This window comes from Pantoea sp. Morm, from assembly GCF_016643525.1.
Lineage (GTDB): Bacteria > Pseudomonadota > Gammaproteobacteria > Enterobacterales > Enterobacteriaceae > Pantoea > Pantoea dispersa.
Map to the genome: position 1 here is coordinate 25,667 of NZ_VOQX01000004.1, position 22,934 is coordinate 48,600.

The 22,934-nt window shown below is 58.9% G+C and carries 21 protein-coding genes; 6 read left to right on the plus strand and 15 right to left on the minus strand.

Annotation, left to right across the window (positions count from 1 at the left end; all coding sequences use genetic code 11):
* Positions 1-17: 17 nt before the first annotated feature.
* Together metR and FT726_RS02370 are read left to right on the plus strand one after the other, a co-directional pair.
* Positions 18-950 (plus strand): HTH-type transcriptional regulator MetR, encoded by a 933-nt coding sequence (gene metR / locus FT726_RS02365; RefSeq protein ID WP_021506955.1) that lies wholly within the window; start codon positions 18-20, stop codon positions 948-950.
* A 90-nt stretch (positions 951-1,040) separates the two neighbouring features.
* Positions 1,041-1,523 carry a DUF1456 family protein gene (locus tag FT726_RS02370; protein ID WP_021506956.1) on the plus strand — a complete coding sequence of 161 codons (483 nt, stop codon included), beginning with the start codon at positions 1,041-1,043 and terminating at the stop codon, positions 1,521-1,523.
* Here the strand turns inward: FT726_RS02370 and FT726_RS02375 are convergent.
* Complete coding sequence (locus FT726_RS02375; protein WP_262264947.1) at positions 1,520-2,398, minus strand: carboxylate/amino acid/amine transporter; 879 nt, start codon at positions 2,396-2,398, stop codon at positions 1,520-1,522. The genes FT726_RS02370 and FT726_RS02375 overlap by 4 nt on opposite strands.
* 404 nt (positions 2,399-2,802) lie before the next feature.
* On the opposite strand from FT726_RS02375, the gene glpT reads away from it, so the two are divergent.
* Positions 2,803-4,143 carry a glycerol-3-phosphate transporter gene (gene glpT / locus FT726_RS02380; RefSeq protein ID WP_058758118.1) on the plus strand — a complete coding sequence of 447 codons (1,341 nt, stop codon included), beginning with the start codon at positions 2,803-2,805 and terminating at the stop codon, positions 4,141-4,143.
* A gap of 34 nt (positions 4,144-4,177) precedes the next feature.
* On the opposite strand, the gene yigL is transcribed toward glpT, so the two are convergent.
* Together yigL and pldB are read right to left on the minus strand one after the other, a co-directional pair.
* The gene (gene yigL, locus FT726_RS02385) at positions 4,178-4,978 is read right to left on the minus strand and encodes a sugar/pyridoxal phosphate phosphatase YigL (RefSeq protein ID WP_058758117.1); all 801 of its coding nucleotides are present in this window, start codon (positions 4,976-4,978) and stop codon (positions 4,178-4,180) included.
* 32 nt (positions 4,979-5,010) lie between these two features.
* Positions 5,011-6,006 carry a lysophospholipase L2 gene (gene pldB, locus FT726_RS02390; RefSeq protein ID WP_058758116.1) on the minus strand — a complete coding sequence of 332 codons (996 nt, stop codon included), beginning with the start codon at positions 6,004-6,006 and terminating at the stop codon, positions 5,011-5,013.
* 103 nt (positions 6,007-6,109) lie between these two features.
* On the opposite strand from pldB, the gene rhtB reads away from it, so the two are divergent.
* Positions 6,110-6,733 carry a homoserine/homoserine lactone efflux protein gene (gene rhtB, locus FT726_RS02395; protein ID WP_021506962.1) on the plus strand — a complete coding sequence of 208 codons (624 nt, stop codon included), beginning with the start codon at positions 6,110-6,112 and terminating at the stop codon, positions 6,731-6,733.
* 81 nt (positions 6,734-6,814) lie between these two features.
* Here rhtB and rhtC read toward each other — a convergent pair whose 3' ends face one another.
* The 3 genes from rhtC to pldA are packed head-to-tail and all read right to left on the minus strand — an operon-like array spanning position 6,815 to position 10,173.
* Complete coding sequence (gene rhtC / locus FT726_RS02400) at positions 6,815-7,438, minus strand: threonine export protein RhtC (protein ID WP_021506963.1); 624 nt, start codon at positions 7,436-7,438, stop codon at positions 6,815-6,817.
* A 12-nt stretch (positions 7,439-7,450) separates the two neighbouring features.
* Positions 7,451-9,274, minus strand: coding sequence for an ATP-dependent DNA helicase RecQ (recQ, locus tag FT726_RS02405; RefSeq protein ID WP_058758115.1), 1,824 nt, complete (start codon positions 9,272-9,274; stop codon positions 7,451-7,453).
* A 20-nt stretch (positions 9,275-9,294) separates the two neighbouring features.
* Positions 9,295-10,173, minus strand: coding sequence for a phospholipase A (gene pldA / locus FT726_RS02410; protein WP_021506965.1), 879 nt, complete (start codon positions 10,171-10,173; stop codon positions 9,295-9,297).
* A 164-nt stretch (positions 10,174-10,337) separates the two neighbouring features.
* Between pldA and FT726_RS02415 the strand changes: the two genes are divergently transcribed.
* Positions 10,338-10,808 carry a thioesterase family protein gene (locus tag FT726_RS02415; protein ID WP_288424588.1) on the plus strand — a complete coding sequence of 157 codons (471 nt, stop codon included), beginning with the start codon at positions 10,338-10,340 and terminating at the stop codon, positions 10,806-10,808.
* A 43-nt stretch (positions 10,809-10,851) separates the two neighbouring features.
* A complete protein-coding gene (rarD, locus tag FT726_RS02420; protein WP_021506967.1) occupies positions 10,852-11,751 on the plus strand; it encodes an EamA family transporter RarD in 900 nt (299 codons plus the stop codon).
* Here rarD and FT726_RS02425 read toward each other — a convergent pair.
* From FT726_RS02425 to FT726_RS02465, 9 genes are all read right to left on the minus strand, one after another.
* The gene (locus FT726_RS02425) at positions 11,722-12,774 is read right to left on the minus strand and encodes an AbrB family transcriptional regulator (protein ID WP_058775517.1); all 1,053 of its coding nucleotides are present in this window, start codon (positions 12,772-12,774) and stop codon (positions 11,722-11,724) included. The two genes, rarD and FT726_RS02425, sit on opposite strands and share 30 nt — an antisense overlap.
* Positions 12,775-13,005: 231 nt before the next feature.
* Positions 13,006-13,959, minus strand: a complete 954-nt coding sequence (corA, locus tag FT726_RS02430; RefSeq protein ID WP_010617090.1) for a magnesium/cobalt transporter CorA — start codon at positions 13,957-13,959, stop codon at positions 13,006-13,008.
* A gap of 321 nt (positions 13,960-14,280) precedes the next feature.
* A complete protein-coding gene (uvrD, locus tag FT726_RS02435) occupies positions 14,281-16,443 on the minus strand; it encodes a DNA helicase II (protein ID WP_346302363.1) in 2,163 nt (720 codons plus the stop codon).
* 173 nt (positions 16,444-16,616) lie between these two features.
* Complete coding sequence (gene yigB, locus FT726_RS02440; RefSeq protein WP_021506970.1) at positions 16,617-17,333, minus strand: 5-amino-6-(5-phospho-D-ribitylamino)uracil phosphatase YigB; 717 nt, start codon at positions 17,331-17,333, stop codon at positions 16,617-16,619.
* On the minus strand, positions 17,330-18,241 hold the full coding sequence (gene xerC / locus FT726_RS02445) for a tyrosine recombinase XerC (protein ID WP_288424594.1): 912 nt from the start codon (positions 18,239-18,241) through the stop codon (positions 17,330-17,332). Before xerC ends, yigB begins: the two co-directional genes overlap by 4 nt.
* Complete coding sequence (locus FT726_RS02450; protein WP_021506972.1) at positions 18,238-18,942, minus strand: DUF484 domain-containing protein; 705 nt, start codon at positions 18,940-18,942, stop codon at positions 18,238-18,240. Before FT726_RS02450 ends, xerC begins: the two co-directional genes overlap by 4 nt.
* Complete coding sequence (gene dapF / locus FT726_RS02455) at positions 18,939-19,763, minus strand: diaminopimelate epimerase (RefSeq protein WP_031279612.1); 825 nt, start codon at positions 19,761-19,763, stop codon at positions 18,939-18,941. Before dapF ends, FT726_RS02450 begins: the two co-directional genes overlap by 4 nt.
* Before the next feature lie 29 nt (positions 19,764-19,792).
* The gene (locus FT726_RS02460) at positions 19,793-19,999 is read right to left on the minus strand and encodes an LPS translocon maturation chaperone LptM (RefSeq protein WP_288424597.1); all 207 of its coding nucleotides are present in this window, start codon (positions 19,997-19,999) and stop codon (positions 19,793-19,795) included.
* A 125-nt stretch (positions 20,000-20,124) separates the two neighbouring features.
* Positions 20,125-22,683 carry a class I adenylate cyclase gene (locus FT726_RS02465; protein ID WP_021506974.1) on the minus strand — a complete coding sequence of 853 codons (2,559 nt, stop codon included), beginning with the start codon at positions 22,681-22,683 and terminating at the stop codon, positions 20,125-20,127.
* Between the last annotated feature and the right edge of the window lie 251 nt (positions 22,684-22,934).

A 22,934-nucleotide genomic window follows, 5' to 3' on the forward strand; every position in this document is an offset into this window, starting at 1 on the left:
CGATGTGAAGGACTCTCATGATCGAACTCAAACACCTGCGGACGCTGCAGGCGTTACGGCACACCGGCTCGCTGGCTGCCGCCGCCGCCCAGCTTCATCAGACGCAATCGGCGTTGTCTCACCAGTTCAGCGACCTGGAACAGCGGCTGGGCTTTCGGCTGTTCGTGCGTAAGAGCCAGCCGCTCCGTTTTACGCCGCAGGGAGAGATTCTGTTGCAGCTGGCGGAGCAGATTCTGCCGCAGATCCAGCAGGCGCTGCAGGCCTGTCATGAGCCGCATCAGACCACGTTGCGCATCGCTATCGAATGCCACAGCTGCATCCAGTGGCTGACGCCGGCCCTGAACAATTTCCGTCAGAGCTGGCCGCAGGTAGTGATGGACTTCAAATCCGGCGTGACCTTTGATCCGCAACCGGCGCTGCAGCAGGGCGAACTGGACGTGGTGCTGACGTCCGATATTCTGCCGCGCAGCGGTTTGTTCTATGCGCCGATGTTTGATTTTGAGGTGCGGCTGGTGCTGGCGCCGGATCACCGTCTGGCGCAACTGGCTCACATCACGCCGGAAGATTTGGCCGATGAGGTGCTGATGATCTATCCGGTACAGCGTCAGCGGCTGGACGTGTGGCGTAACTTCTTACAGCCAGCCGGCGTCAGCCCGGCGCTGAAGAGCGTGGATAATACGCTGCTGCTGATCCAGATGGTGTCGGCCGGCATGGGCATTGCCGCGCTGCCGCACTGGGTGGTAGAGAGCTTTGAGCACCAGGGGCTGGTGGTGACACGCACGCTGGGCGACGGATTGTGGAGCCGTTTATACGCGGCGATGCGCGACGGCGAGCAGCGGCAGCCGGTGCTGGAGGCCTTTGTGCGCTTTGCCCGTCAGCACGCCTGCGAGCACCTGCCTTACGTGCGCGATGCCTCGCGCCCCGGCTCCCTGCAGCCGGTCTCGTCCTGATGCCGCGGGCGGCCAATGTCGCCCGTGCTGTTATCCCCGCCCTGCCTGCTCTATAATGCGCCGCCTTAACCGCTACCGGAGAGTTTCACCATGACCAATAACGATGTGCTGCGCAGCGTGCGCTATATGCTGGATTTGAGCGACAGCAAAGTGGTGGAGATTTTTGCGCTGGCGGGCAGTGAAGTACCGCGTGAAGATGTGCAGGCGTGGCTGAAGAAAGATGACGATGAAGCGTTTCGTAAACTGCCGGATGTGCTGATGGGCTACTTCCTCAACGGTCTGATTTTCTACCGTCGCGGCAAAAGCGAAGACGCGCCGGCCCCGTCGGTTGAGCGCCGCATGAACAATAATATCTTTCTCAAAAAGTTACGCATCGCCTTCGCGCTGAAAACCACCGATATCCCGGATATCTTACTGAAGGCTAACTTCAAGGTGTCACAGGCTGAAATCGGCGCGATTTTCCGCAACCCGGATCATAAAAATTATCGCGAGTGCGGTGACCAGATTCTGCGTAACTTCCTGAAAGGTTTAACGCTGATTCAGCGGCCATCGACACCCGCGAAAAAAAGCTAAGCGCCTGAGCTGCTGCTTTTGGCCGTGTGTCCCAGTACCCAGCGTTTATGCACGTACAGGGACGCAAAAATCACTATCGCCCCGGCGATAAAGCTCGGCCAGTGCGGCTTCTCCTGCCAGATCGCCAAATTCACCAGTAATCCTGCCGGCACGTGCATGTTGTTCATAATGCCCAGCGTCCCGGCATCGACCTGGGTCGCGCCGTAGTTCCACATGAAGTAACCCAGCCCGGACGCGGCCACGCCCAGCCACACCAGCACGCTCCACTGCAGCGTGGTGGTCGGCAGCTTGTGCGGATTGCCCCAGATGCACCAGGCGATCACCGCGATCAGCACTGCGCCGAGATAGAACCACGAGAACGCGGTGTGCTGCGGCATCGGGCGGACTTCCTGCAGGCGCTTATAGCCCACCATGCCAATCGCAAAGCAGATGTTGGCCGCCTGCACCAGCAGCAGTCCGAACCAGAAATCATCGCTGACTTTGTCGTAGCGGATAATGGCCGCACCGAGCACCGCCAGCAGCGCGCTAAAGGCATAGCCAATGCGCAGCGGGCGCTTGCTGAGCAGGTCATAAATCAGCGTGACATACAGCGGCGTCATCACCGTAAACAGCAGGAATTCCGGCACGCTGAGATAGAGATAAGCCTCGAAGCTGATCAGATACATAATGCCTAATTGCAGCATGCCCACCAGCATATAGAGCAGCAACGTTGAGGCGCGGTAACCGCGCCAGCGCAGAAACGGCAGAAAGACCAGCGCCGCCAGGCCTAAACGCATCAGCACCGAGAACCAGGTATCCACCTGCCCCGCCAGATACTCCCCGATTAAACTAAAAGAAAAAGCCCACAGAATGGTGGTAACGATCAGCAACAGCACGGTTATGCATCCTAAAGTTCAACACTGGCGCTAGTGTAAACAAACTACAGCGCGCTGGCGGGATAATCTGGTTGACATATGATGAAATTAAACACGATCGCATCTTCACTGCCCGGTTAACAGGCACGCGTCCGCATGGCGGGTTGACCGGCGGGCGGCAATTTTTATGAGGCGGCGCGCCGTTATTCTGGCACAAATGCGCGAAATCCAACATTTACTGGTTTATAACGCTCTTTATTGTCATAAAACTGTAACATATGTGTCACACGTCACAGTAACTGCGCGTAACCATCACTATTCTGTGCGCGAAATGGAAAGGTTGCTTTCTGTTCGCTGTCGTACTTTGTTTTTGCCCCAACCTGCTGGGAATCGATAACTATATTGCGCCCTGGAGGGCCATTCTGATGTTGAGTATTTTTAAACCTGCACCACACCAGCCCCAGGTGGCGGACGATCGCGTCGATCCGCTCTATCGTCGTCTGCGCTGGCAGATCTTCTTCGGCATTTTCTTTGGCTACGCCGCCTATTATCTGGTGCGCAAAAACTTTGCGCTGGCGATGCCTTACCTGGTCGAACAGGGCTTTTCCCGCGGCGACCTTGGCTTTGCCCTCTCCGGCATCTCCATCGCCTACGGTTTTTCCAAATTCATCATGGGATCGGTCTCGGATCGCTCCAACCCGCGGGTCTTTTTGCCCGCCGGCCTGATTCTCGCCGCCGCAGTGATGCTGGTGATGGGCTTCGTGCCGTGGGCAACCTCGAGCATCATGGTGATGTTCGTGCTGCTGTTTCTGTGTGGCTGGTTCCAGGGCATGGGCTGGCCACCGTGCGGACGCACCATGGTGCACTGGTGGTCGCAGAAAGAGCGCGGCGGCATTGTGTCGGTATGGAACTGCGCGCACAACGTGGGTGGCGGCATTCCTCCGCTGCTGTTCCTGCTCGGCATGGCGTGGTTTAACGACTGGAAAGCCGCGCTCTATATGCCGGCGTTTGGTGCCATCCTCGTCGCCATCATCGCTTTTGCGCTGATGCGCGATACGCCGCAGTCGTGCGGGCTGCCGCCGATTGAGGCATGGAAGAATGACTATCCGCCGGATTACAGCGAGAACCACGAACAGGAGCTGACGGCGAAGCAGATTTTCATGCAGTACGTGCTGCCGAATAAGCTGCTGTGGTACATCGCGCTGGCCAACGTATTCGTTTATCTGCTGCGTTACGGCATCCTCGACTGGTCACCGACCTATCTGAAAGAAGTGAAGCACTTCACGCTGGATAAATCCTCGTGGGCCTATTTCCTGTACGAATACGCCGGGATTCCGGGCACGCTGCTGTGCGGCTGGATGTCGGACAAGGTATTCCGCGGCAATCGCGGTGCCACCGGGGTGTTTTTCATGACGCTGGTGACCATCGCCACCATCATTTACTGGCTGAACCCGCCGGGCAATCCGGGCGTGGATATGATCTGCATGATCGTCATTGGCTTCCTGATCTACGGTCCGGTGATGCTGATTGGTCTGCACGCGCTGGAGCTGGCACCGAAAAAAGCGGCCGGCACTGCAGCAGGCTTTACCGGTCTGTTCGGCTATCTCGGTGGATCGGTAGCAGCCAGTGCGATTGTCGGTTACACCGTGGATTTCTTCGGCTGGGACGGCGGTTTCTTAGTGATGATTGTCGGATCGGTGCTGGCGGTGGTGTTACTGCTGCTGACCATGGTCAGCGAGCATCGCCACAAGCAGCAGCAGGCATAATCTGAGCGGGCCGGTGAATACCGGCCCGTTTTATTCAGGCGAGGAATAATTTACGCAGCGTCTGCGGCACCGCATCGTCGGCGTTGCTGCCAATCACTTCCAGCGTCGGCAGGGTATCTTTCAGTCGCTGATGGGCGTTACGCATGATGCAGCCTTTGCCCGCCATACTCAGCATCTCGACATCATTCATGCCGTCGCCAAACGCGATGCACTCTTTCAGCGAATAGCCAAGCTGTTTCGCCACCGCTTCCAGCGCGTGCCCTTTCGAGACGCCGCCAGCCATCACTTCCAGACAGGTGGGCAGCGAGAAACTGACGTTAACCCGGTCACCCCAGCGCGCTTCAATCGCCTGTTCCAGCGGAACCAGATGCTCCGGATCGTCGCAGGTGAAGAACACTTTGCTGATGCCGTCGGTCGCCAGCATGCCGGGCTGATACACCTGATAGGTGAACACCGATTCCTGGAAAAACTCCGCTTCCTGCGGATTATGGCGGCTGATGTGCCACTCATCGTCGCGGTAAACGTGCGTCAGGATTTTCTCATCGTGATACTTCAGGCCATACAGCTCGCTGGCGATATCGCTGTCCAGATTGTGGCTGAACACCAGTTCGCCGTCGGCATTATGCACGCGCGCGCCGTTTGAGGTGATCATATACGCCGGAATGCCGAGCTTATCGCGCATCTGACCGACGTCGATGTAGTGGCGTCCGGTGGCAAAGATAAAATGCACATCGCGCGCCACCAGTTCCTGCAGCGTGGTGCGGGCAAACGGCGTCAGACGATGTTGCGGAGAAAGCAGCGTGCCATCCAGGTCGGATGCAACGATGTGGTACATGTAGGCCTCTGGTATTGATGTCTAAGAATACATTAGTCACGGTGGCGCTGATAAAAGTCGACCACCGCATTGAGCGCTTCGGCGCGCATGGCGTCTGTTTCAAACAGGATCTCGTGACGCGCGCCCTGAATGATGTAAGGCGTGGAGCCTTCCACCGCATGTCCCGCTGCCGCCATGGCTTCACAGAACAGATCCTGCGCGCGGTTATCCACCACGTCGTCTTCACTGGCCTGCAGCAGCAGAATCGGTGTCGTAATCTGCGCCACCTGATTAAGGATATGGCGTCCGGCCTGAATCCCTTCCCGCACCCAGTGATAGGTGGGGCCGCCGACGCGAATCGCCGGCTCGTCGGCATAAAAACGCAGATTGCGACGATAACGTTCGCGACTGTGCGTCAGCCGGTTAATGCCAAACGGGCTGGCGCGCCAGCGTCCGGTGCCCAGCGCGTAGCCGTCGCGCAGCGCGGGCAGCTTTTCCGCCCAGTCGAGAATGCGGTGCGCCAGAAACGGCGGCAGCGGCAGCACGATACCAAACATCGGCGCGCAAAACACCGCCGCGTGGAAGGCCTGCGGCTGACGCGCCAGAAACAGCGCCACAATTGCGCCGCCCATCGAGTGCGCCAGCACGTAGCGCTGCTGATAGTGATGGCTGACGATCTCTTTCAGATACAGCGTTTCCAGATCGTCGACATAATCGCTGAACTCCACCACGTGACCGCGATGCGAATCGGCCAGCAGCCGGTCTGAACGCCCCTGACCGCGATGGTCGATAATCACCACATCGTAGCCGCAGTGGAACAGGTCATAGGCCAGCTCGGGGTATTTGATGTAGCTTTCGATGCGTCCGGGCACAATCAGGATGACACGGCGGTGTTGCGGTGAGGTGAAGCGCACATAGCGAATGGTCAGATTGCCCACGCCGCTGAATTCACACTCTTCACGCTGACGCCAGAAGTCGAGCAGCGGACCGGTAGCAAAGGCTGAAAAAGCGTGCTCACGTCCGAGCCAACTCTGTTTATGCTGCTGCATCCGTCCCCCTGAAAAAACGTCAAACGCGGCTCTGCACTTAATAGCGCAGCGCGATTTTCTGGCGTATTGTGTCACACTTCACTCTCTTCAGGGAATGTCACCCATGACCATTGAATGGTGGTTAACCTACCTGTTAACCACGACCATCCTCAGCCTCTCGCCTGGTTCCGGCGCGATCAACACCATGAGCACCGGCATCAGCCACGGCTATCGCGGTGCGGCAGCCTCAATTACTGGATTACAGCTGGGTCTCGCCGTGCATATTGTGCTGGTGGGCGCCGGTCTGGGCGCGCTTTTTTCGCAGTCGGTGCTGGCGTTTGAGGTACTGAAATGGGCGGGCGCGGCCTATCTGGTGTGGCTTGGCATTCAGCAGTGGCGCTCAGCGGGCGGAATCGATCTCAATGCGGTGGCCAAAGCGATGCCGCGTCGTCGTCTGTTTCAGCGCGCGCTGCTGGTGAATCTCACCAATCCGAAGAGCATTGTGTTTCTCGCCGCGCTGTTTCCGCAGTTTATCGTGCCGCACCAGCCGCAGCTGATGCAGTATCTGGTGCTCGGCGTGACCACCATCGTGGTCGACATCATTGTGATGATTGGTTACGCCACGCTGGCGACGCGCATTGCTGGCTGGATCAAAGGTCCGAAGCAGATGAAACTGCTGAACCGGGTGTTTGGTGGCTTGTTTATGGCGGTCGGCGCACTGCTGGCCAGCGCACGTAAAATGGCGTAACGATTGGCACTGATCGTAGCGGCACGCTTTATCGCGCCCAGTTGAAACGCGCAATAAATTGCGCCGCTACGTTTCGGAATCTTATCGGGAGATGATGAGGTGAATACCAAACCCGGCAAACAGCACGCCCGCCATACCGTCCACCCACTTCGCCATCCGCTGATACTTATCGCGCATCCACGGCAGGGCAAAAATCGCCGCCACCAGGGTAAACCAGGCAAAGGTTTCACCGACGATCAGCAGGAACAGGCCCCAGCGCTCAATCGCGCCCACATCGTTGCCCACGAACAATGAAAACACACTGCCGAAGTAGATGATGGCTTTCGGGTTAGACAGGTTGGTGAGAAACCCTTTGAGGAAGCTCATACCACGCTTTGGCAGCTCAACCACCGGCGCTTCCGTATGAGGTTGCTTGTGACGCTGACGCGCCGAGCGCAGCAGCTGCCAGCCCATCCACAGCAGATACAGACCGCCACCGACCATAATGATTTCATGCAGCCACGCCATTTTTTCCAGAATCAGATGCAGGCCCATCAGCGCGACGCCGGCCCAAATCACAATCCCCAGCGTAATGCCGAGCACGCCCATCATCGCCTCTTTGCGCGAGCGGCTGGCGGCGGTCTGTGAGACAAAAAAGAAGTCCGGTCCCGGACTCATCAGCGCAACCAGATGCACCAGCGCGACGGTGGCAAATAACATCAGCATGGTTTATTTCCCTTATTCTTCATCAAGATGTTCTTTGATCATCAGCAGGAACGGCTTACCGAAGCGCTCCAGTTTGCGATGACCGACCCCGTTCACGCTCAGCATCTCTGAAGCGCTGACCGGCATTTGTTCTGCCATTTCAATCAGCGTGGCGTCGTTAAACACCACGTAAGGCGGAATATTCTCTTCGTCGGCGATGGCTTTACGCAGCTTACGCAGCTTGGCGAACAGCTTGCGATCGTAATTGCCGCCGTAGACTTTTGGCGCGCTGCTGCGGCTTTTCACCGTCACGGTGCGCGGTACCGCCAGCATCAGCGGCACTTCAGCACGCAGCACCGGGCGCGCGGCCTCGGTGAGCTGCAGCGCCGAGTGCATGGCGATGTTTTGCGTCACCATGCCCAGATGGATCAGCTGGCGCAGCACGCTGACCCAGTGCTCCTGACTCTGCTCGCGCCCGAGGCCGTACACCGGCAGTTTGTCGTGGCCGTTATCGCGGATGCGCTGGTTGGTTGAGCCGCGCAAAACTTCAACAATATAGCTCATCCCAAAACGCTGCCCGGTACGATAAATGCCCGACAGCGCTTTTTGCGCTTCGACCAGGCCGTCATAGCGACGCGGCGGATCGAGGCAGATATCGCAGTTGCCGCACGGCTGCTGGCGACCTTCACCAAAATAGTTAAGCAGCACCAGACGACGGCAGGTTTGCGCCTCGGCAAACGCGCCCATGGCGTTGAGTTTGTGGCGTTCAATATCCTGCAGCGGCCCTGGCGCTTTCTCTTCCAGACACTTACGCAGCCACGCCATGTCGGCCGGGTCGTACAGCATCATCGCTTCCGCCGGCAGACCATCACGCCCGGCGCGGCCGGTCTCCTGATAGTAGGATTCGATATTGCGCGGAATGTCGAAGTGCACCACAAAACGCACGTTGGGCTTGTTGATGCCCATGCCGAACGCCACGGTCGCGACCACGATTTGCAAATCGTCACGCTGAAAGGCTTCCTGCACGCGTGCGCGCTGCTCGCTGTCAATGCCGGCATGATAAGCGCCAACGCTGATGCCGCGACTCTGCAGACGCGCAGCGGTGTCTTCCACTTTGGCGCGGCTGTTACAGTAGATGATGCCGCTTTTGCCGCGCTGATCCTGCACATAGCGCAGCAGTTGCTCGGTAGGCTTGAACTTCTCCACCAGCGTGTAGCGAATGTTGGGACGGTCAAAACTGCTGATCTGAATCAGCGGATCGTGCATCTGCAGCAGATGCACGATGTCGTTACGCGTGGCTTCATCGGCGGTGGCGGTCAGCGCCATCACCGGCAGCTGCGGAATGCGCTGGCGCAGCTGACCGAGCGCGCCATATTCCGGACGGAAATCGTGGCCCCACTGCGAAATGCAGTGTGCTTCATCAACGGCCAGCATCACCGGATTCCAGTGCTGCAGGGTGTCGAGGAAGTTATCCATCATCAGACGTTCCGGCGCGATGTACAGCAGCCGCAGTTTGCCGCTGCGGCAGTCCGCAAACACCTGCTGCTGCTGCTCACGCGTCTGCGTCGAGTTAAGGCACGCCGCCGCCACGCCGTTCGCCAGCAGCTGATCGACCTGATCTTTCATCAGTGAAATCAGCGGCGAAACCACCAGCGTCAGCCCTTCGCGCACCAGCGCCGGGATTTGATAGCACAGCGATTTGCCGCCGCCGGTCGGCATCACCACCAGGCAGTCGCGCCCTGACAGCGCGGTTTCGATGATGGTTTGCTGACCCGGACGGAACTGCTGATAGCCGAAGGTATCCTGTAATACCTGCTGCGCCAGCATTTCCTGATTAAGCACTGCCGATGTTGCCACGGTAATCCTGTTTTGACTGGTTAGAACAGATCGTTAAGCGTTACGCCGACGCCAAGACGCGTCTGGCGATGGTTATAGTCAATAAGGGATTCACCATAACCGCTGAACAGCTGCGTGTAAAAGCGCACGTGTTCAGAAATCGGATAGCTCCACGCGAAGGTGGCACCGCCGTAGCCGCTATTCCAGTTGTAGTTGCCTTCCACGCTGAAAATGCTGTCGCCGAGCATATAGCCCAGCTTCGCGCGGTAGTAGCCCATGTATTTGGTGATGTCCGGGTTATCGTCGTTGCTGGCACTTTCCGGCAGACGATACCAGGGTTTGATTTCCGCCAGGAAGTTGCCATTCTCCGCCATCAGACGGGCGTAAGCGCGGTTCCAGCTGCGTGACGTGGGATCGCTGCGGCCATTTGACTGATGATTCAGACCCAGCTCGACGTCGCGTAATGTCCAGCCGCCCAGCGAATAGTCGGTGGCCCAGCCGAGAAAAATCTGCGGCTCATAGTTGGTTTCACGAAACGGTGATGAAGCCCCCCGGTTCGACAACTGCCACCAGGAGCGCTGAGTATACGACGCGGCCAGCACCGAGTTGTCACCCAAAATGCCGCGCCACAGCGGAAACGCCAGGCTGAGCTGGAATTTTACTTCATCCTTTTTCGCTTTGTCTGCCCAGTTGTAAGAGGAAATCGCCTCTTTATTCATGTCGCTGGTGTAGGTGTAAAGCAGATAGTTATTTTCATAGGGATAAAGCACGAATGGGTTATCGTGTTTTTCCAGCAGGTTAGCGATAATACTGCCCTTCACCGCTGGTGCGTCATGAACCTCTTTCACGGTGGCTTCATCGGCCTGCGCCAGCGCAGGAACCATAAATGCCGCGGCCAGCAAGGCGTACTGCTTACGCATAGAATTCTCCAGAGCGCTGCAAAAGTTATCGTCGGGCGACGGTTCAAAAAGCACGCCATTCTACACGCAAACCCGGTGGTTGATTAGCGCGGATTTCTGAAACTGGAAAGCGGCGCGAACGCGGCATAATATACACAATTCTTTAACATCTTAAGGCAGGAAAAATGTCATCCCCGATGCTGACACAGCAGGAAGCGCGCCGGCTGATTGGCGAAATTTTTGTCTATCACATGCCGTTTAATCAGGCACTGGGCCTTGAGCTGGATCGCCTTGAAACCGATTACGCCGAACTCGGCTTTGCCAATAAAACCATGCTGGTGGGTAACGCCGCGCAGCAGATTCTGCACGGTGGCGTGATTGCCTCAGTGCTGGATGTTGCCGCCGGGCTGGTGTGCGTCAGCCATGCGCTGTCGCGCCAGCAGAGCATCAGCGAAGAGGAGCTGCGTCAGCGCCTGTCACGCATGGGCACCATTGATATGCGCGTCGACTACCTGCGCCCGGGACGCGGCGAGCGCTTTGTCGCCACCAGCAGCCTGCTGCGCGCCGGGAATAAAGTCGCGGTTGCGCGCGTCGAATTGCACAATCAGCAGGGCGATTACATCGCCACTGCGACTGCGACCTATCTTATTGGTTAACTTCGTGCGGCCTGCCACACTCGCCGCTTTTCTGGAATAGATGATGGATACGCAACAAACGCGTCAGGGCATTTTTTATGCGCTGGGCGCTTACTTTATCTGGGGCATCGCACCGGCCTATTTCAAGCTGGTCAAAGAAGTGCCACCGACGGAAATTATGACCCACCGTGTGATTTGGTCGGCCCTGTTTATGCTGGGACTGATTACCCTGAGCCGCAGCTGGCGTCAGGTACGCAGCGTGCTGGCCCAGCCGAAAAAAGTGCTGCTGCTGGCGCTGACCGCACTGACTATCGGCGGCAACTGGCTGCTGTTTATCTGGGCGGTGAATAATCAGCATATGCTGGAGGCCAGCCTCGGCTACTTTATCAACCCACTGATTAACGTGGTGTTTGGCATGCTGTTTCTGCGTGAGCGCTTCCGCCGTCTGCAGTGGCTGGCGGTGCTGCTGGCGGCCACCGGCGTGCTGGTGCAGCTGTGGCAGTTCGGTTCGCTGCCGGTCATCGGCCTCGGCCTGGCGCTGAGCTTCGCGCTGTACGGGCTGGTGCGCAAGAAGATTCAGGTTGATGCACAGAGCGGTATGCTGATTGAAACCGCGTGGCTGTTCCCGCTGGCGGCCATCTATCTGTTTGGCTTTGCCGACAGCGCCACCAGCCACCTCAGCGCCAATCCGCTCAGCCTGAATCTCAAGCTGATCGCCGCCGGCATCATTACCACCATTCCGCTGATGCTGTTCGCCGCCGCCTGCGCGCGCCTGCGCCTGTCGACGGTCGGTTTCTTTCAATATCTGGGGCCGACGCTGATGTTCCTGCTGGCGGTGCTGTTTTACGGTGAGAGCCTGACGCCGGATAAAATGGTGACCTTCGGCTTCATCTGGCTGGCGCTGGCGATCTTCATTCTGGACGCGCTGCTGTTTTCAGCCCGCACGCGCGTGCGCATAGCGTGAGATAAAACGGGCCATCGCCGGGCCGGTAAGCAGAATGGTAAACAGACGCAGCGTCTGCAGCGCCATAACAAACGCAATATCGACCCGGCTGCCAGCAGCAATAATCGCCACCGTATCCAGCCCGCCCGGGCTGGTTGCCAGATAAGCGGTCATCAGATCGACGTGCAGCACGCGCGTCAGCATCCACGCCAGCCCCCCGCACAACAGCATCAGACCGATAATCGAGGCGATCATTTGCGGCAGCGTGCGCAGCGCCAGCAAAAAGATCGGCCGGGTAAAGCGCAGGCCAACGCTCCAGCCGATCAGCGCATAGGCCAGTGCCAGCAGCCACTCCGGCACCTGCAGCGTCGCGACACCTGTTCCGTGCAGCGTGGCACCCATCAGCGCTGGCAGCAGCAGCGCGCCGGATGGGATACGCAGTTTCTGCCCCAGCCACGCACCCGCCACCATCACCAGCAGCGTTAGCACGAAGCCACTGTGCAGCGGCGGCAGCCAGACAATGTGGGCGGCGGCACCGCTGCTGCCGAGGCCGATGCGGGCCACCACGGCGGCCGCGGTAGCAACAAACAGCACGCGCAGATATTGCATAAACGCCACCAGCCGCACATCGGCGCCGAAATCGCCCGCCATCGCCACCATTGCGGACGCGCCGCCCGGCGACGATCCCCACGCGCCGGTCGGTCCCGGCAGCGAGCTAAAGCGCACCAGCAGAAAACCGGACAGCCCGCTGGCCGCCAGCGTCAGCAGCAGCACCGCCAGCACCACCGGCCAGTCATCGAGCAGCGGTGAGAGGATCGCAGGCGACAGGCTCTGGCCGATCATGCAGCCCAGCACCGCCTGTGCCAGCACGAACAGCCGTTTGTCGATGCGCACGGTTGCGCCGCTCAGACCCATAATGGTACCGACAATCATCGGACCGAGCAGCAGTGCAGCCGGCAGGTGCAACAGCTGCAACAGGCAGCCCAGCACCAGCGAAGCCGTCAGCAGCAGCGCCCACTGCTGCCGCAAAGAGAAACGCGCCATAAGGTGGAAATCAGAAAGTGAGTTGAGGCAACAGGTTAGCAGATTAGCGCTGGCGCGTCAGGGGTAAGGCGCCAGCAAAAGACCGCACGCTGTTGTAGCGGCGCAATTTATTGCGCTCAGGTTTGCGTATTAATAACGCGAATGCCACGACGCAATATGCTGAGCATCCGTTAGACAAAGCGCGATGAATCGCGCCGCTACGGTTCTGTGCGATGATGCAATGCTGTGCGATTACAGCCAGTTCTTCCGTTTGAAATAGAGATACGGCGCCAGCCCGGCGAGAATCATCAGGCCAATCGCACCGGGATAACCAAAGCTCCACTTCAGCTCCGGCATAAACTCAAAGTTCATGCCGTAGCTGGAGGCCACCAGCGTCGGCGGCAGGAACACTACGGACACCACCGAGAAGATTTTGATGATGCGGTTCTGCTCGATGTTAATAAAGCCCATCGCCGCCTGCATCAGGAAGTTAACCTTCTGGAACAGCGATTCGTTGTGCGGCAGCAGCGATTCGATGTCGCGCAGGATCTCGCGCGCCTGCTCCAGCTGATTGCCCGGCAGCCGCGCTTTACGCACCAGGAAGTTCAGCGCACGCTGGGTATCCATCAGGCAAAGACGCACTTTCCAGCCGATATCCTCCAGCTCCGCCAGGCGCGACAGCGCGTCGTCGTACTCTTCGCCCTGTTGCCCTTCCATAATCACGCGGCTGAGTTTTTCCAGCGCGCTATAGATGTTCTCGATCTCATCCGCCAGCTGCTCGATTTTGGTTTCGAACAGATCGAGCAGCAGTTCGTAGGCGTTGCCGTCAGTCAGCTGCTGATTGCGCGCGCGCATGCGGTACAGGCGGAACGCCGGCAGCTCACGCTCGCGCAGTGTGTACAGGCGATCTTCGCGGATGGTAAACGCCACGGTGGAGTTGCCAGCGTGGTCTTCAGCATCTTCAAAAAAGAAAAAGGAGTGGATGTGCAGGCCGTCTTCGTCTTCGAAGAAACGCGCCGAGGCCTCAATGTCCTCCAGCTCGGGGCGCGTTGCCAGGCTCTGCCCCAGTTCTGACTGCACGCGCTCACGCTCGCTGTCGTCCGGCTCGATCAGATCGACCCACACCGAGGTGTTGAGTTTGTCGTTGTTGTCTTCCAGCTCAATGCGCGTCAGGCGATCGCGCTCCAGTTTAAATGCGCTCAGCATAGCAATACTCCCCATTGCAGACGACATGGGACAAGGCGGTGAACCGCAGTGCTGCTGGCACCACGGGCACGGCAAAGCCTGAACGCGGAAACTTTCGCTTCAAGGGTAAATCAGTGCTGACTCGTGCGACGGGATCAAAAAGGGAGGTCGCTGATAACCGCTAAGGCTACCCGCGTTAAAGAGGTAGCCTTAGAAATTGTCCCTGTTAACCAGGGTATAGAGCCAGCATCGACTGGGCGCGTCCAAGGCATTGTCCTCTCATGATAATAGTGCGCGCATGTTACGCTGAGACGAAAAAGTCGTCAAGGTAGCGCAACCGCGCTACACGGTTTCCAGCCGGGCGTAAGCCGCCACCAGCCACTTGATGCCCTGCCCCTGGAAGGCCACCTGCAGACGACTGTGCTCGCCGCTGCCTTCCAGATTGATAATGGTGCCTTCGCCGAACTTAGCGTGGCGCACGCGCTGCCCGAGCGCGAAGCCGCTGTCGCTCTTCGCCACCGGTGTGCCCATGCGCTGATGGCTCACCGGCCGGCTCACGCTGGCGCGCAGCCGCACCTCTTCCACGCACGCTTCCGGCAGTTCACCAATGAAACGCGACGGCCGGTGATACACTTCCTTACCATAAAGGCGGCGGGTTTCAGCGTAGGTGAGCGTCAGCTTCTCCATCGCGCGCGTCACGCCGACATAGGCCAGGCGACGCTCCTCCTCCAGCCGGCCGCCTTCGTCCAGCGACATCTGGCTCGGGAACATGCCCTCTTCCATGCCGACGATAAACACCTGGCTGAACTCCAGCCCTTTCGCCGAGTGCAGCGTCATCAGCTGCACCGCATCCTGCCACTTGTCCGCCTGGCCTTCGCCAGCTTCCAGCGCCGCGTGCGACAGAAACGCCTGCAGCGGCATCAGATCTTCGTCTTCGTCCTGATAGCTGAACTGGCGCGTGGCAGTGACCAGTTCCTCTAAGTTTTCGATACGCGCCTGGCCTTTTTCGCCCTTTTCCTGCTCGTACATCAGCCACAGGCCGGAGTCTTTAATCACCCGATCGGTCTGTACGTGCAGCGGCAGCTCAGCGGTTTCCGTCGCCAGCGCATCCACCAGCTCGCAGAAGCGCTGCAGCGCCGAGGCGGCACGGCCAGCCAGCGCTTTGGATTGCAGCAGTGCGCGCGTGGCCTGCCACAACGTCAGCTGCTGCTCACGCGCGGTCTGGCGCACCACATCGAGCGTGCGATCGCCAACGCCGCGCACCGGCGTGTTGACCACGCGCTCGAATGCCGCATCGTCGTTGCGGTTGGCCAGCAGCCGCAGATAGGCCAGCGCATCTTTGATCTCCTGGCGCTCGAAGAAGCGCATGCCGCCGTAAATGCGGTACGGCATGCTGCCCTGCAGCAGCGCCTCTTCCAGCACGCGCGACTGGGCGTTGCTGCGGTAGAGAATGGCGCAATCCTGCAGCGCGTTGCCGTTTTCATGCCAGGTTTTGATGCGATTGACGACAAAGCGCGCTTCATCCAGCTCGTTGAACGCGCAATACAGTGAAATCTTTTCGCCGTCGCTGCCGTCGGTCCACAGCTCTTTCCCCAGACGGCCATTGTTGTTGGCAATCAGGGCGTTAGCTGCTTTCAGTATGTTATTGGTGGAGCGATAGTTCTGCTCAAGACGGATGGTTTCCGCGCCTGGGAAATCCTGCAGGAAACGCTGGATGTTCTCCACCTGCGCGCCGCGCCAGCCGTAAATGGACTGATCGTCATCGCCAACGATGATGACCCGGCCGCTGTCGCCAGCCAGCATGCGAATCCACGCGTACTGAATGTTGTTGGTGTCCTGGAATTCGTCCACCAGAATATTGCTGAAGCGCTCGCGGTAGTGATTGAGAATCTGCGGCGTGTTGAGCCACAGCTCATGCGCCCGCAGCAGCAGTTCGGCGAAGTCGACCAGCCCGGCGCGATCGCAGGCTTCCTGGTACGCCTGATAGATACGCAGCCACGTCTGCTCCACCGGATTGCCGTAGCTTTCAATGTGCTTAGGCCGCAGCCCTTCGTCCTTTTTGCCGTTGATGTACCACATGCCCTGACGCGCCGGCCACTGTTTCTCGTCGAGGTTCATGGCTTTGATCAGGCGCTTGAGCAGACGCAGCTGATCTTCGCTGTCGAGGATCTGGAAATCCTGCGGCAGCCCGGCATCCAGGTGGTGCGCGCGCAGTAAACGGTGCGCCAGGCCGTGGAAAGTACCAATCCACATGCCGCCCTGGCTGGTACCGATCAGCTGGTCGATACGGTGGCGCATCTCCGCCGCCGCCTTGTTGGTGAAGGTCACCGCCATGATTGAGTAAGGCGAGCAGCTCTCTACCGACAACAGCCAGGCGATGCGATGCACCAGCACGCGGGTTTTACCGCTGCCTGCTCCGGCCAGCACCAGCAGATTGCTGCGCGGCGCGGCGACCGCTTCGCGCTGTTTGTCATTCAAGCCGTTAAGCAGATCGGAAACGTCCATAAGCACCGTTTTAAGCAAGTAGGATGCGTATCCTGCACCGTTCGCGTTGCCGCCTGGCGGCAAGGGCAGATATCTGCGAGGGCGTAATCAGCTAAGCGATCAGGCTGGTGACACACAGCCTGCACGGCCGCGCGTTGCAGAATACAGAATACGACTGGATAAATTTACAGCCATTATAGCAGCGAGGTCAGCGATGCCAACTGATGAATTTCCACGTGTGGCAACAGGCGCGCGTCATCAATCTTCATCAGATTGCCGTCACGCAGGTTGATCCAGCACGCCTGCAGACCGGCGCGCAGCGCACCGGCGACGTCGGTGGTCAGGTCATCGCCGACGTGCAGAATATGCTGCGGCGCAATGCCCAACCGTTCGGCGGCCAGATGGTACATATCCTGCCACGGCTTGGCGCGCCCGTGCGGACCGGCGCGCAGCGCGAACTGGAAGTAGTGATCAATGCCGAGCTTTTGCGGGTCGGCGTTGCCATTGGTGATCGCCACCAGCGGCACGCGCTCGCCGAGCCAGGCCAGCGTCTGATGCGTCTCTTCTGGCATCTCCACCGCACTGCGCCACTGATGAAACACGCTCATCACGTCGCGGGCACCTGCGCTGGCTTGCGCGGCCGGCAGTCCGGCGTTGAGCAGCGCCAGCTCTACCGAGCGGCGACGCCACTCAGAGACATCGTGATAAATTTCCGGCTCACGCAGCAGCAGTTCATCGCGCAACGCCTGATAATCTTCCGGCGTAAACTCGCGCAGCGCCGGGTGATACGCCTGCAGCGCAGCGTGCGATTCCGCCGTGGTTTTGCGGATCACCGGATAGTTGTCATACAGCGTATCGTCGAGATCGAAGGTGATGGCTTTGATCGGGCCCAGCGGGCGATAAAACTTCATTCAGACTTTCCTCGTTTGGCACGCGGGTGTGCCGCATCGTATACCGACGCCAGATGCTGGAAATCCAGGTGGGTATAGATTTGCGTGGTCGAGAGGTTGGCGTGGCCGAGCAACTCCTGCACCGCGCGCAGATCGCCGCTCGATTCCAGCAGATGGGTAGCAAACGAGTGGCGCAGCTTATGCGGGTGGATATGGCTGGCGACGCCCTGCTTAATGCCCCATTCGGCGAAGCGTTTCTGCACATTGCGCGCCGAAATACGGCTGCCGCGCGTCGACACAAAAACCGCATCATCCTGCGGCCCGAAGCTGTTGCGTAGCGGCAGCCAGTGCTGCAGCCAGGTGACGGCGGTGCCGCCAATCGGCACGCGGCGCTCTTTGCTGCCTTTACCGCGCACCCAGACTTCACCGCTCTCCAGGTCCAGATGACGACAGTCGATGCCCACCAGCTCAGCGAGACGTAAACCGCCGCCGTACATGGTTTCCAGCATGGCGCGGTCGCGCACCGCCAGCGGATCGTCGAGCTCGATCTCCAGCAGCTGGCTGACTTCGTCGACATCCATATTTTTTGGCAGATGCCGTGCGTTGCGCGGCGTGGCGATGCCTTTCGCCGGATTGGCGCTCAGCATGCCCTGGCTGACCTGCCAGTCGAGAAAGCTGCGCAGCGCCGACATGCGCAGCGCCAGACTGCTGGCACCGAGACCGCCGCGCCGGCTGCGCGCCGCCAGACTGCGCACCTGTGCCGGTTCCAGCTGCGACCACGCGGTAATGTGCATGTCATCCGCCATGGCAATAAGCGCCTGCAGCTGGCGCTGGTAATTCTTTTGCGTCAGCGGGCTGAGCTGGCGTTCGACTTTCAGATAGCGCAGAAAGCCCTCAACGGCCGGCAACAGCGGGCTGGCGCTACTCATGCGCGCTCAACCCAGCGAGACAGCAGGTCGGGCAGCATTTGTGCCAGGTGCTGCAGCAGCAGCGTGCCCATGCCCGCCTGATAGTGTTGGTTGTCGCGGCTGCTGAAGATCAGTACGCCGAGATCGCCCTGCTCGCCCATCAGCGACATCGCCACCGATCCGACGGCTTTTGCCTGCGGCAGCAGCAGCAGCAGCTCCGGTCCGTTCAGGCTGCCAAGGTAGTGATGCTGCTGACCAAAGCGCTGGATGCGCAGCGGCTCAAACGCCTGGCGTGACAGACCAAGCTGGGTGAAATCGGAGGGTGCGCCGATGCGCCAGCGGTCGCTGAACAGCCGCACATTGGCGCCCGCCAGGCCAAGCTCGCGCGCCCAGCGGTGCAGGCGCGTCAGCATCTCCTGCAGGCTATCGGCCGCCGCGAGATGGCTCTGCAACGCCAGCAGACGATCGAACAGCTGATGATTGGCGGTTGCCTGCTCCATCAGCAGCGTGATCTCCTCTTCCAGCTGCTGGATGTGGTTGCGCTGACGCGCCATATGCCACTCCACCAGCGATACGCTGCCGCGCACCGGATGCGGCACCATCATTTGCTCAACCTGGCGCGCATTGCGAATAAAGAAATCGGGGTTGTGACGCAGCCAGGCGCTCACCGCCTGATCGTCCAGCAAAACCGCGCTGTCGGTCTGCTCTTCGATATTTTTCATAGATGAATAAACCCATCATAGACGTGTGTGGCTGGCCCGGTCATAAACAGCGGCTGACCGGCCCCTTTCCAGGCGATATGCAGCGTGCCGCCGGGCAGATCGACGCGCACTTTCTCCGCCAGAATGCCCTGCTGAATGCCGCAGGCCACTGCGGCGCAGGCGCCGCTGCCGCACGCCTGGGTTTCGCCCGCGCCGCGTTCATACACGCGCAGACGGATGTGTTCCGGATTGACCACTTCCATAAAGCCGACGTTCACGCGCTCGGGAAAGCGCTCATGGCTCTCCAGTGCCGGACCGAGCGTCTCCACCGCGGCGGTTTTCACGCTTTCAACCTGAATCACGCAGTGTGGATTGCCCATTGATACCGCGCCAAACATCACGGTCTGCTCGGCCACGCGCTGCAGATAGAGGTTTTCCGCCTTGTTAGCGCGTAGCGGCACCTGCTGCGGGTCAAAGTTGGGCTCGCCCATGTTAACGCGTACCAGCTCATCGCTGGTGACGCTCAGTACCATGCGGCCGGTCTGAGTGCTGACGCGAATGTCGCTTTTATTGGTCAGCCCTTTGAGACGAACAAAGCGGGCAAAACAGCGCGCGCCGTTGCCGCACTGTGCCACTTCGCTGCCGTCAGCGTTGAAGATGCGGTAGTGGAAATCGAGATCCGGATCGTAAGGTGGCTCGACGATCAGCAACTGATCGAAGCCGATCCCCAGATGCCGATCCGCCAGGCGGCGAATCAGTTCCGGCGAAAAAAAGACGTTTTGCGTCACGGCATCGACGACCATAAAGTCGTTACCGAGACCGTGCATTTTCGAGAACTGCATTTTCTGCTCCGCCGGATGACTCATCGGGTTTAATTCGCCTGCACGCCAGCCGATTTGCTGGTGACCAGGCCGCTGGTATCCGCATCCTGTGCCGCTTTCTGCTGCTGCTCAGTCACCGGCTGATTTTTCTGTTGCGGCCGATCGTTGGGCGGGAAATACAGCGGTCCTTTCAGGCCACAGCCTACCAGGCTGACCAGTGCCAGCGCCATACCCAGCTGGCTCATCACTCGTATCATTCTGTCTGCTCTTTTTATCCAAATCCCAGCTGCTTATCATCGCAGTTGACGTTGTAAAAGCAACAGGAAATATCCGGCAGAAGGTTCAGAAACGGGGGCAGGCCACTGCGTGCAGCGCAGCGGCTTTAGTGCATCTGGTAGCGCGGCTGGAAGTCGCCGTTGTCGTTGTCCGGCTGGGTGGCGCACAGCTGCGTCAGCGTCTGGCTGCGGAACGGAATCACCTGGAAGCGATCGCCGGCGTGCACAATCTGATAGAACTGCGGCAGGTTGAAATTGATAAAGCTCGAGCCGTAGGTAAAGCGATCGTGCGACGACGAATAGAAGCGGCTGACGTCACGCACCAGCTCCTCTTTGCTGCCTTCGCAATGGTGATACACCTCAACCCGGTTGCTTTCATCAAGGATATAGATGTTGAAGCCGCGATCGTCACTGGTGTCTTCAAAGAAGAACTGAATGATGCCTTCGCTGGCGTAGCCGTTAACCACCGGTGGTAGCGGCGTCTGGTTCGATTCAACTTTGATCGACAAACCGTGCAGCTTGTTGTTGGAAATCGCGCCGTAAAATTCGACTGCGTTTTCCAGCTTCTGCACCGAGACGCTCATGCGCTCGAAAAACAGCCCCCAGGTCTGACCGGCCATGCGCAGCGCTTTAAAGCGGCCCGGCTCCTGACGCGTGCTCGACAGGCGCAGCTCAATGCATTCCGACACCAGCTGCTGCACACGGGTACGAATCAGGCCGCGCAGATGCTGGCTGTAGCAGAATACTTCCACCGTGTCCGGCGGTGCGGCGTCCTGATGCATTTTGCCCAGGATGGTTTTCAGCGCTTCAATCATCGCCTGCTCGCCGCTGAAGTGCAGCGTACGCACTTCGTTCCACGAGTTGCGGTACAGCAGATCGATGCTGCCGATCAGGCACTGCTGCTGCTGACCAAAGCTGAATACATCCAGCTTACGGAAGTCGAAGTGCACCACCTGATTGCGGAACGCCGAGGTCGGATCGTGTTCGAGGTTAACGATGATCGCCAGATGCCGGATTTCGCACGGGCTGTAGAGCGCTTTCGGCGTCGGCGCCGGCAGACGCAGCGGGAAGTGGCTGGAGACATCGTTGACCAGCTCCTGCAGGCGCGGCAGATCGCAGAACTCGTTGCCCTTAATGTGCAGACGGGTTTTGCGCGTCAGCAGTCCGTTGAACCACGCCCATGCCACTAACTTGTTGAGATAGCGGTTATATTCCAGCGGCTGATGGCTGATGATTGAGCTCATGTCCGGCGACTGGTTATACAGATACCAGCCGGCACGGTTGGCGCGCCCGGCCGGCACATGAATAAAGGTCAGGTTCTCTTCCGACAGATCGGGCGAGATTTGCGGGTTCACCAGCGTGACTTTGCCCGGCAGCGCTTCAAACGCGGCGTACAATTTACGCGTCAGCACGCCGATGTCCTGCGGGCTGGCGCTGACGCTTAAATTGTTGCGACGGGCAAAACGGATCAGGTTGCGATAGCTCTGCATCATCGCATCCAGCAGCTCGTTGTGCGCCTCGCGCACCCGTTCGATTTTCCACTGCGCGCGATTATCCAGCACCGCCAGCTTCTCATCGTCCCAGCCCCACTCTTTCACCAGCTGCGACAAAATTTCACGCCGCCAGCCCGCGCGCGGATGCTGCTCCTCGCTGGAGAGTTTTTCGCACACTTTGAGGTAAAAACAGCGGCGCACCAAATCAAGGCGCGCGGTGTCATCGACGCTGGTCAGATAGCGCGTCACGCGCTCCAGCATCATGCAGTAGGGATCGAGACCGAAGCAGACAATTTCACCGTCGTGCAGTCGCTGTTTGATATCCATCGCCAGCAGCTGCGTGTTTGGGTATTCCCAGCTGTAAGCTTCCAGCAGCAGGGTTTTCAGCACCGCTTTGTACGGCGAATCGATACTTTTATACAGCTGCCACAGGCTGGCACCGAAATACTCTTCCGCCGACAGCGTGCCGAGACCGCCGAGATCCAGCCACTCATTCGGCGTCAGCACGCCCTGTGAATAGAGCGACATCACGTAATCGTCGTAGTGATGTTCTTCTTCGCCAGGCACCATGTTCCACAGAATGCGTTTGCCCGCCATGCGCACGGCGGTACGGTAGAACTCATCCAGCAGTAAAATATGTTGGGTAGAACCGCAGTCTTCACCGCCGAGGCTGCCGCTCTCATTATGGCGGAAGCGGTTTTCGTCGATCAGGAAGAAGCTGACTTCCACACCCAGCGACACACACCATTTTTGCAGGAGCGTACACTTGCGCTGCAGATTGAGACGCTCTTCGTTATCCAGCCATGACTGATGGCATACCCAGATGTCGAGATCGGAGACGCTGTTCTGGCCGACGGACGAGGTGCTGCCCATCGAGTAGATGCCGGTGATAGGCAGTTCGCCCTTCACCGCGCTGCTGAGGTCAAGCGGATGGTCGCCCGCTAACTGTTGCAGCAGCTGCTGTTGGTTTTCATCAGGCGCAAAGAAGCTGACGCCATGGGGAACGCTACCTTCAAGGTAACCCGGCATCAGCGGATGATGATAATGCAGTAATGTTGGCAGCAGACTGTAGACGTGCTGGAAAGCAGGTCCCATGGCAGCCAGTGCGCGATCTACACGCAGCTGGTTAATCGCATCCAGTCTCTGTTTCAGTGTCTCAATGTAGAGGTACAAGACGTTTCGCCTGATTGTCCCAGTGTTAAGCACCCTGTTTCCAAAATCTGCCGCTTAATAATAAAGATGTCGGGCAAATTATTGCTGGAAACGTGATCAATCTAACACCTGGAAGATTGACCGTAAAGAAAGTTGCGCTACCTGACAGTTTAGCACGTTCCAAACGTAGCCCTGCATTTTCGGACTCCAGCCTCAGAATCTGACGCCGTAAAAAGCGGGCTCCGGTCTGAGATTGCAGCCTGGTCAATCCG

Coding starts and splice junctions, on each gene's coding strand:
- metR (WP_021506955.1), top strand. CDS start 18: ATGATCGAACTCAAACACCTGCGGACGCTGCAGGCGTTACGGCACACC.
- FT726_RS02370 (WP_021506956.1), top strand. CDS start 1,041: ATGACCAATAACGATGTGCTGCGCAGCGTGCGCTATATGCTGGATTTG.
- glpT (WP_058758118.1), top strand. CDS start 2,803: ATGTTGAGTATTTTTAAACCTGCACCACACCAGCCCCAGGTGGCGGAC.
- yigL (WP_058758117.1), bottom strand. CDS start 4,978: ATGTACCACATCGTTGCATCCGACCTGGATGGCACGCTGCTTTCTCCG.
- pldB (WP_058758116.1), bottom strand. CDS start 6,006: ATGCAGCAGCATAAACAGAGTTGGCTCGGACGTGAGCACGCTTTTTCA.
- rhtB (WP_021506962.1), top strand. CDS start 6,110: ATGACCATTGAATGGTGGTTAACCTACCTGTTAACCACGACCATCCTC.
- rhtC (WP_021506963.1), bottom strand. CDS start 7,438: ATGCTGATGTTATTTGCCACCGTCGCGCTGGTGCATCTGGTTGCGCTG.
- pldA (WP_021506965.1), bottom strand. CDS start 10,173: ATGCGTAAGCAGTACGCCTTGCTGGCCGCGGCATTTATGGTTCCTGCG.
- FT726_RS02415 (WP_288424588.1), top strand. CDS start 10,338: ATGTCATCCCCGATGCTGACACAGCAGGAAGCGCGCCGGCTGATTGGC.
- rarD (WP_021506967.1), top strand. CDS start 10,852: ATGGATACGCAACAAACGCGTCAGGGCATTTTTTATGCGCTGGGCGCT.
- FT726_RS02425 (WP_058775517.1), bottom strand. CDS start 12,774: ATGGCGCGTTTCTCTTTGCGGCAGCAGTGGGCGCTGCTGCTGACGGCT.
- corA (WP_010617090.1), bottom strand. CDS start 13,959: ATGCTGAGCGCATTTAAACTGGAGCGCGATCGCCTGACGCGCATTGAG.
- uvrD (WP_346302363.1), bottom strand. CDS start 16,443: ATGGACGTTTCCGATCTGCTTAACGGCTTGAATGACAAACAGCGCGAA.
- yigB (WP_021506970.1), bottom strand. CDS start 17,333: ATGAAGTTTTATCGCCCGCTGGGCCCGATCAAAGCCATCACCTTCGAT.
- xerC (WP_288424594.1), bottom strand. CDS start 18,241: ATGAGTAGCGCCAGCCCGCTGTTGCCGGCCGTTGAGGGCTTTCTGCGC.
- FT726_RS02450 (WP_021506972.1), bottom strand. CDS start 18,942: ATGAAAAATATCGAAGAGCAGACCGACAGCGCGGTTTTGCTGGACGAT.
- dapF (WP_031279612.1), bottom strand. CDS start 19,763: ATGCAGTTCTCGAAAATGCACGGTCTCGGTAACGACTTTATGGTCGTC.
- FT726_RS02460 (WP_288424597.1), bottom strand. CDS start 19,999: ATGATACGAGTGATGAGCCAGCTGGGTATGGCGCTGGCACTGGTCAGC.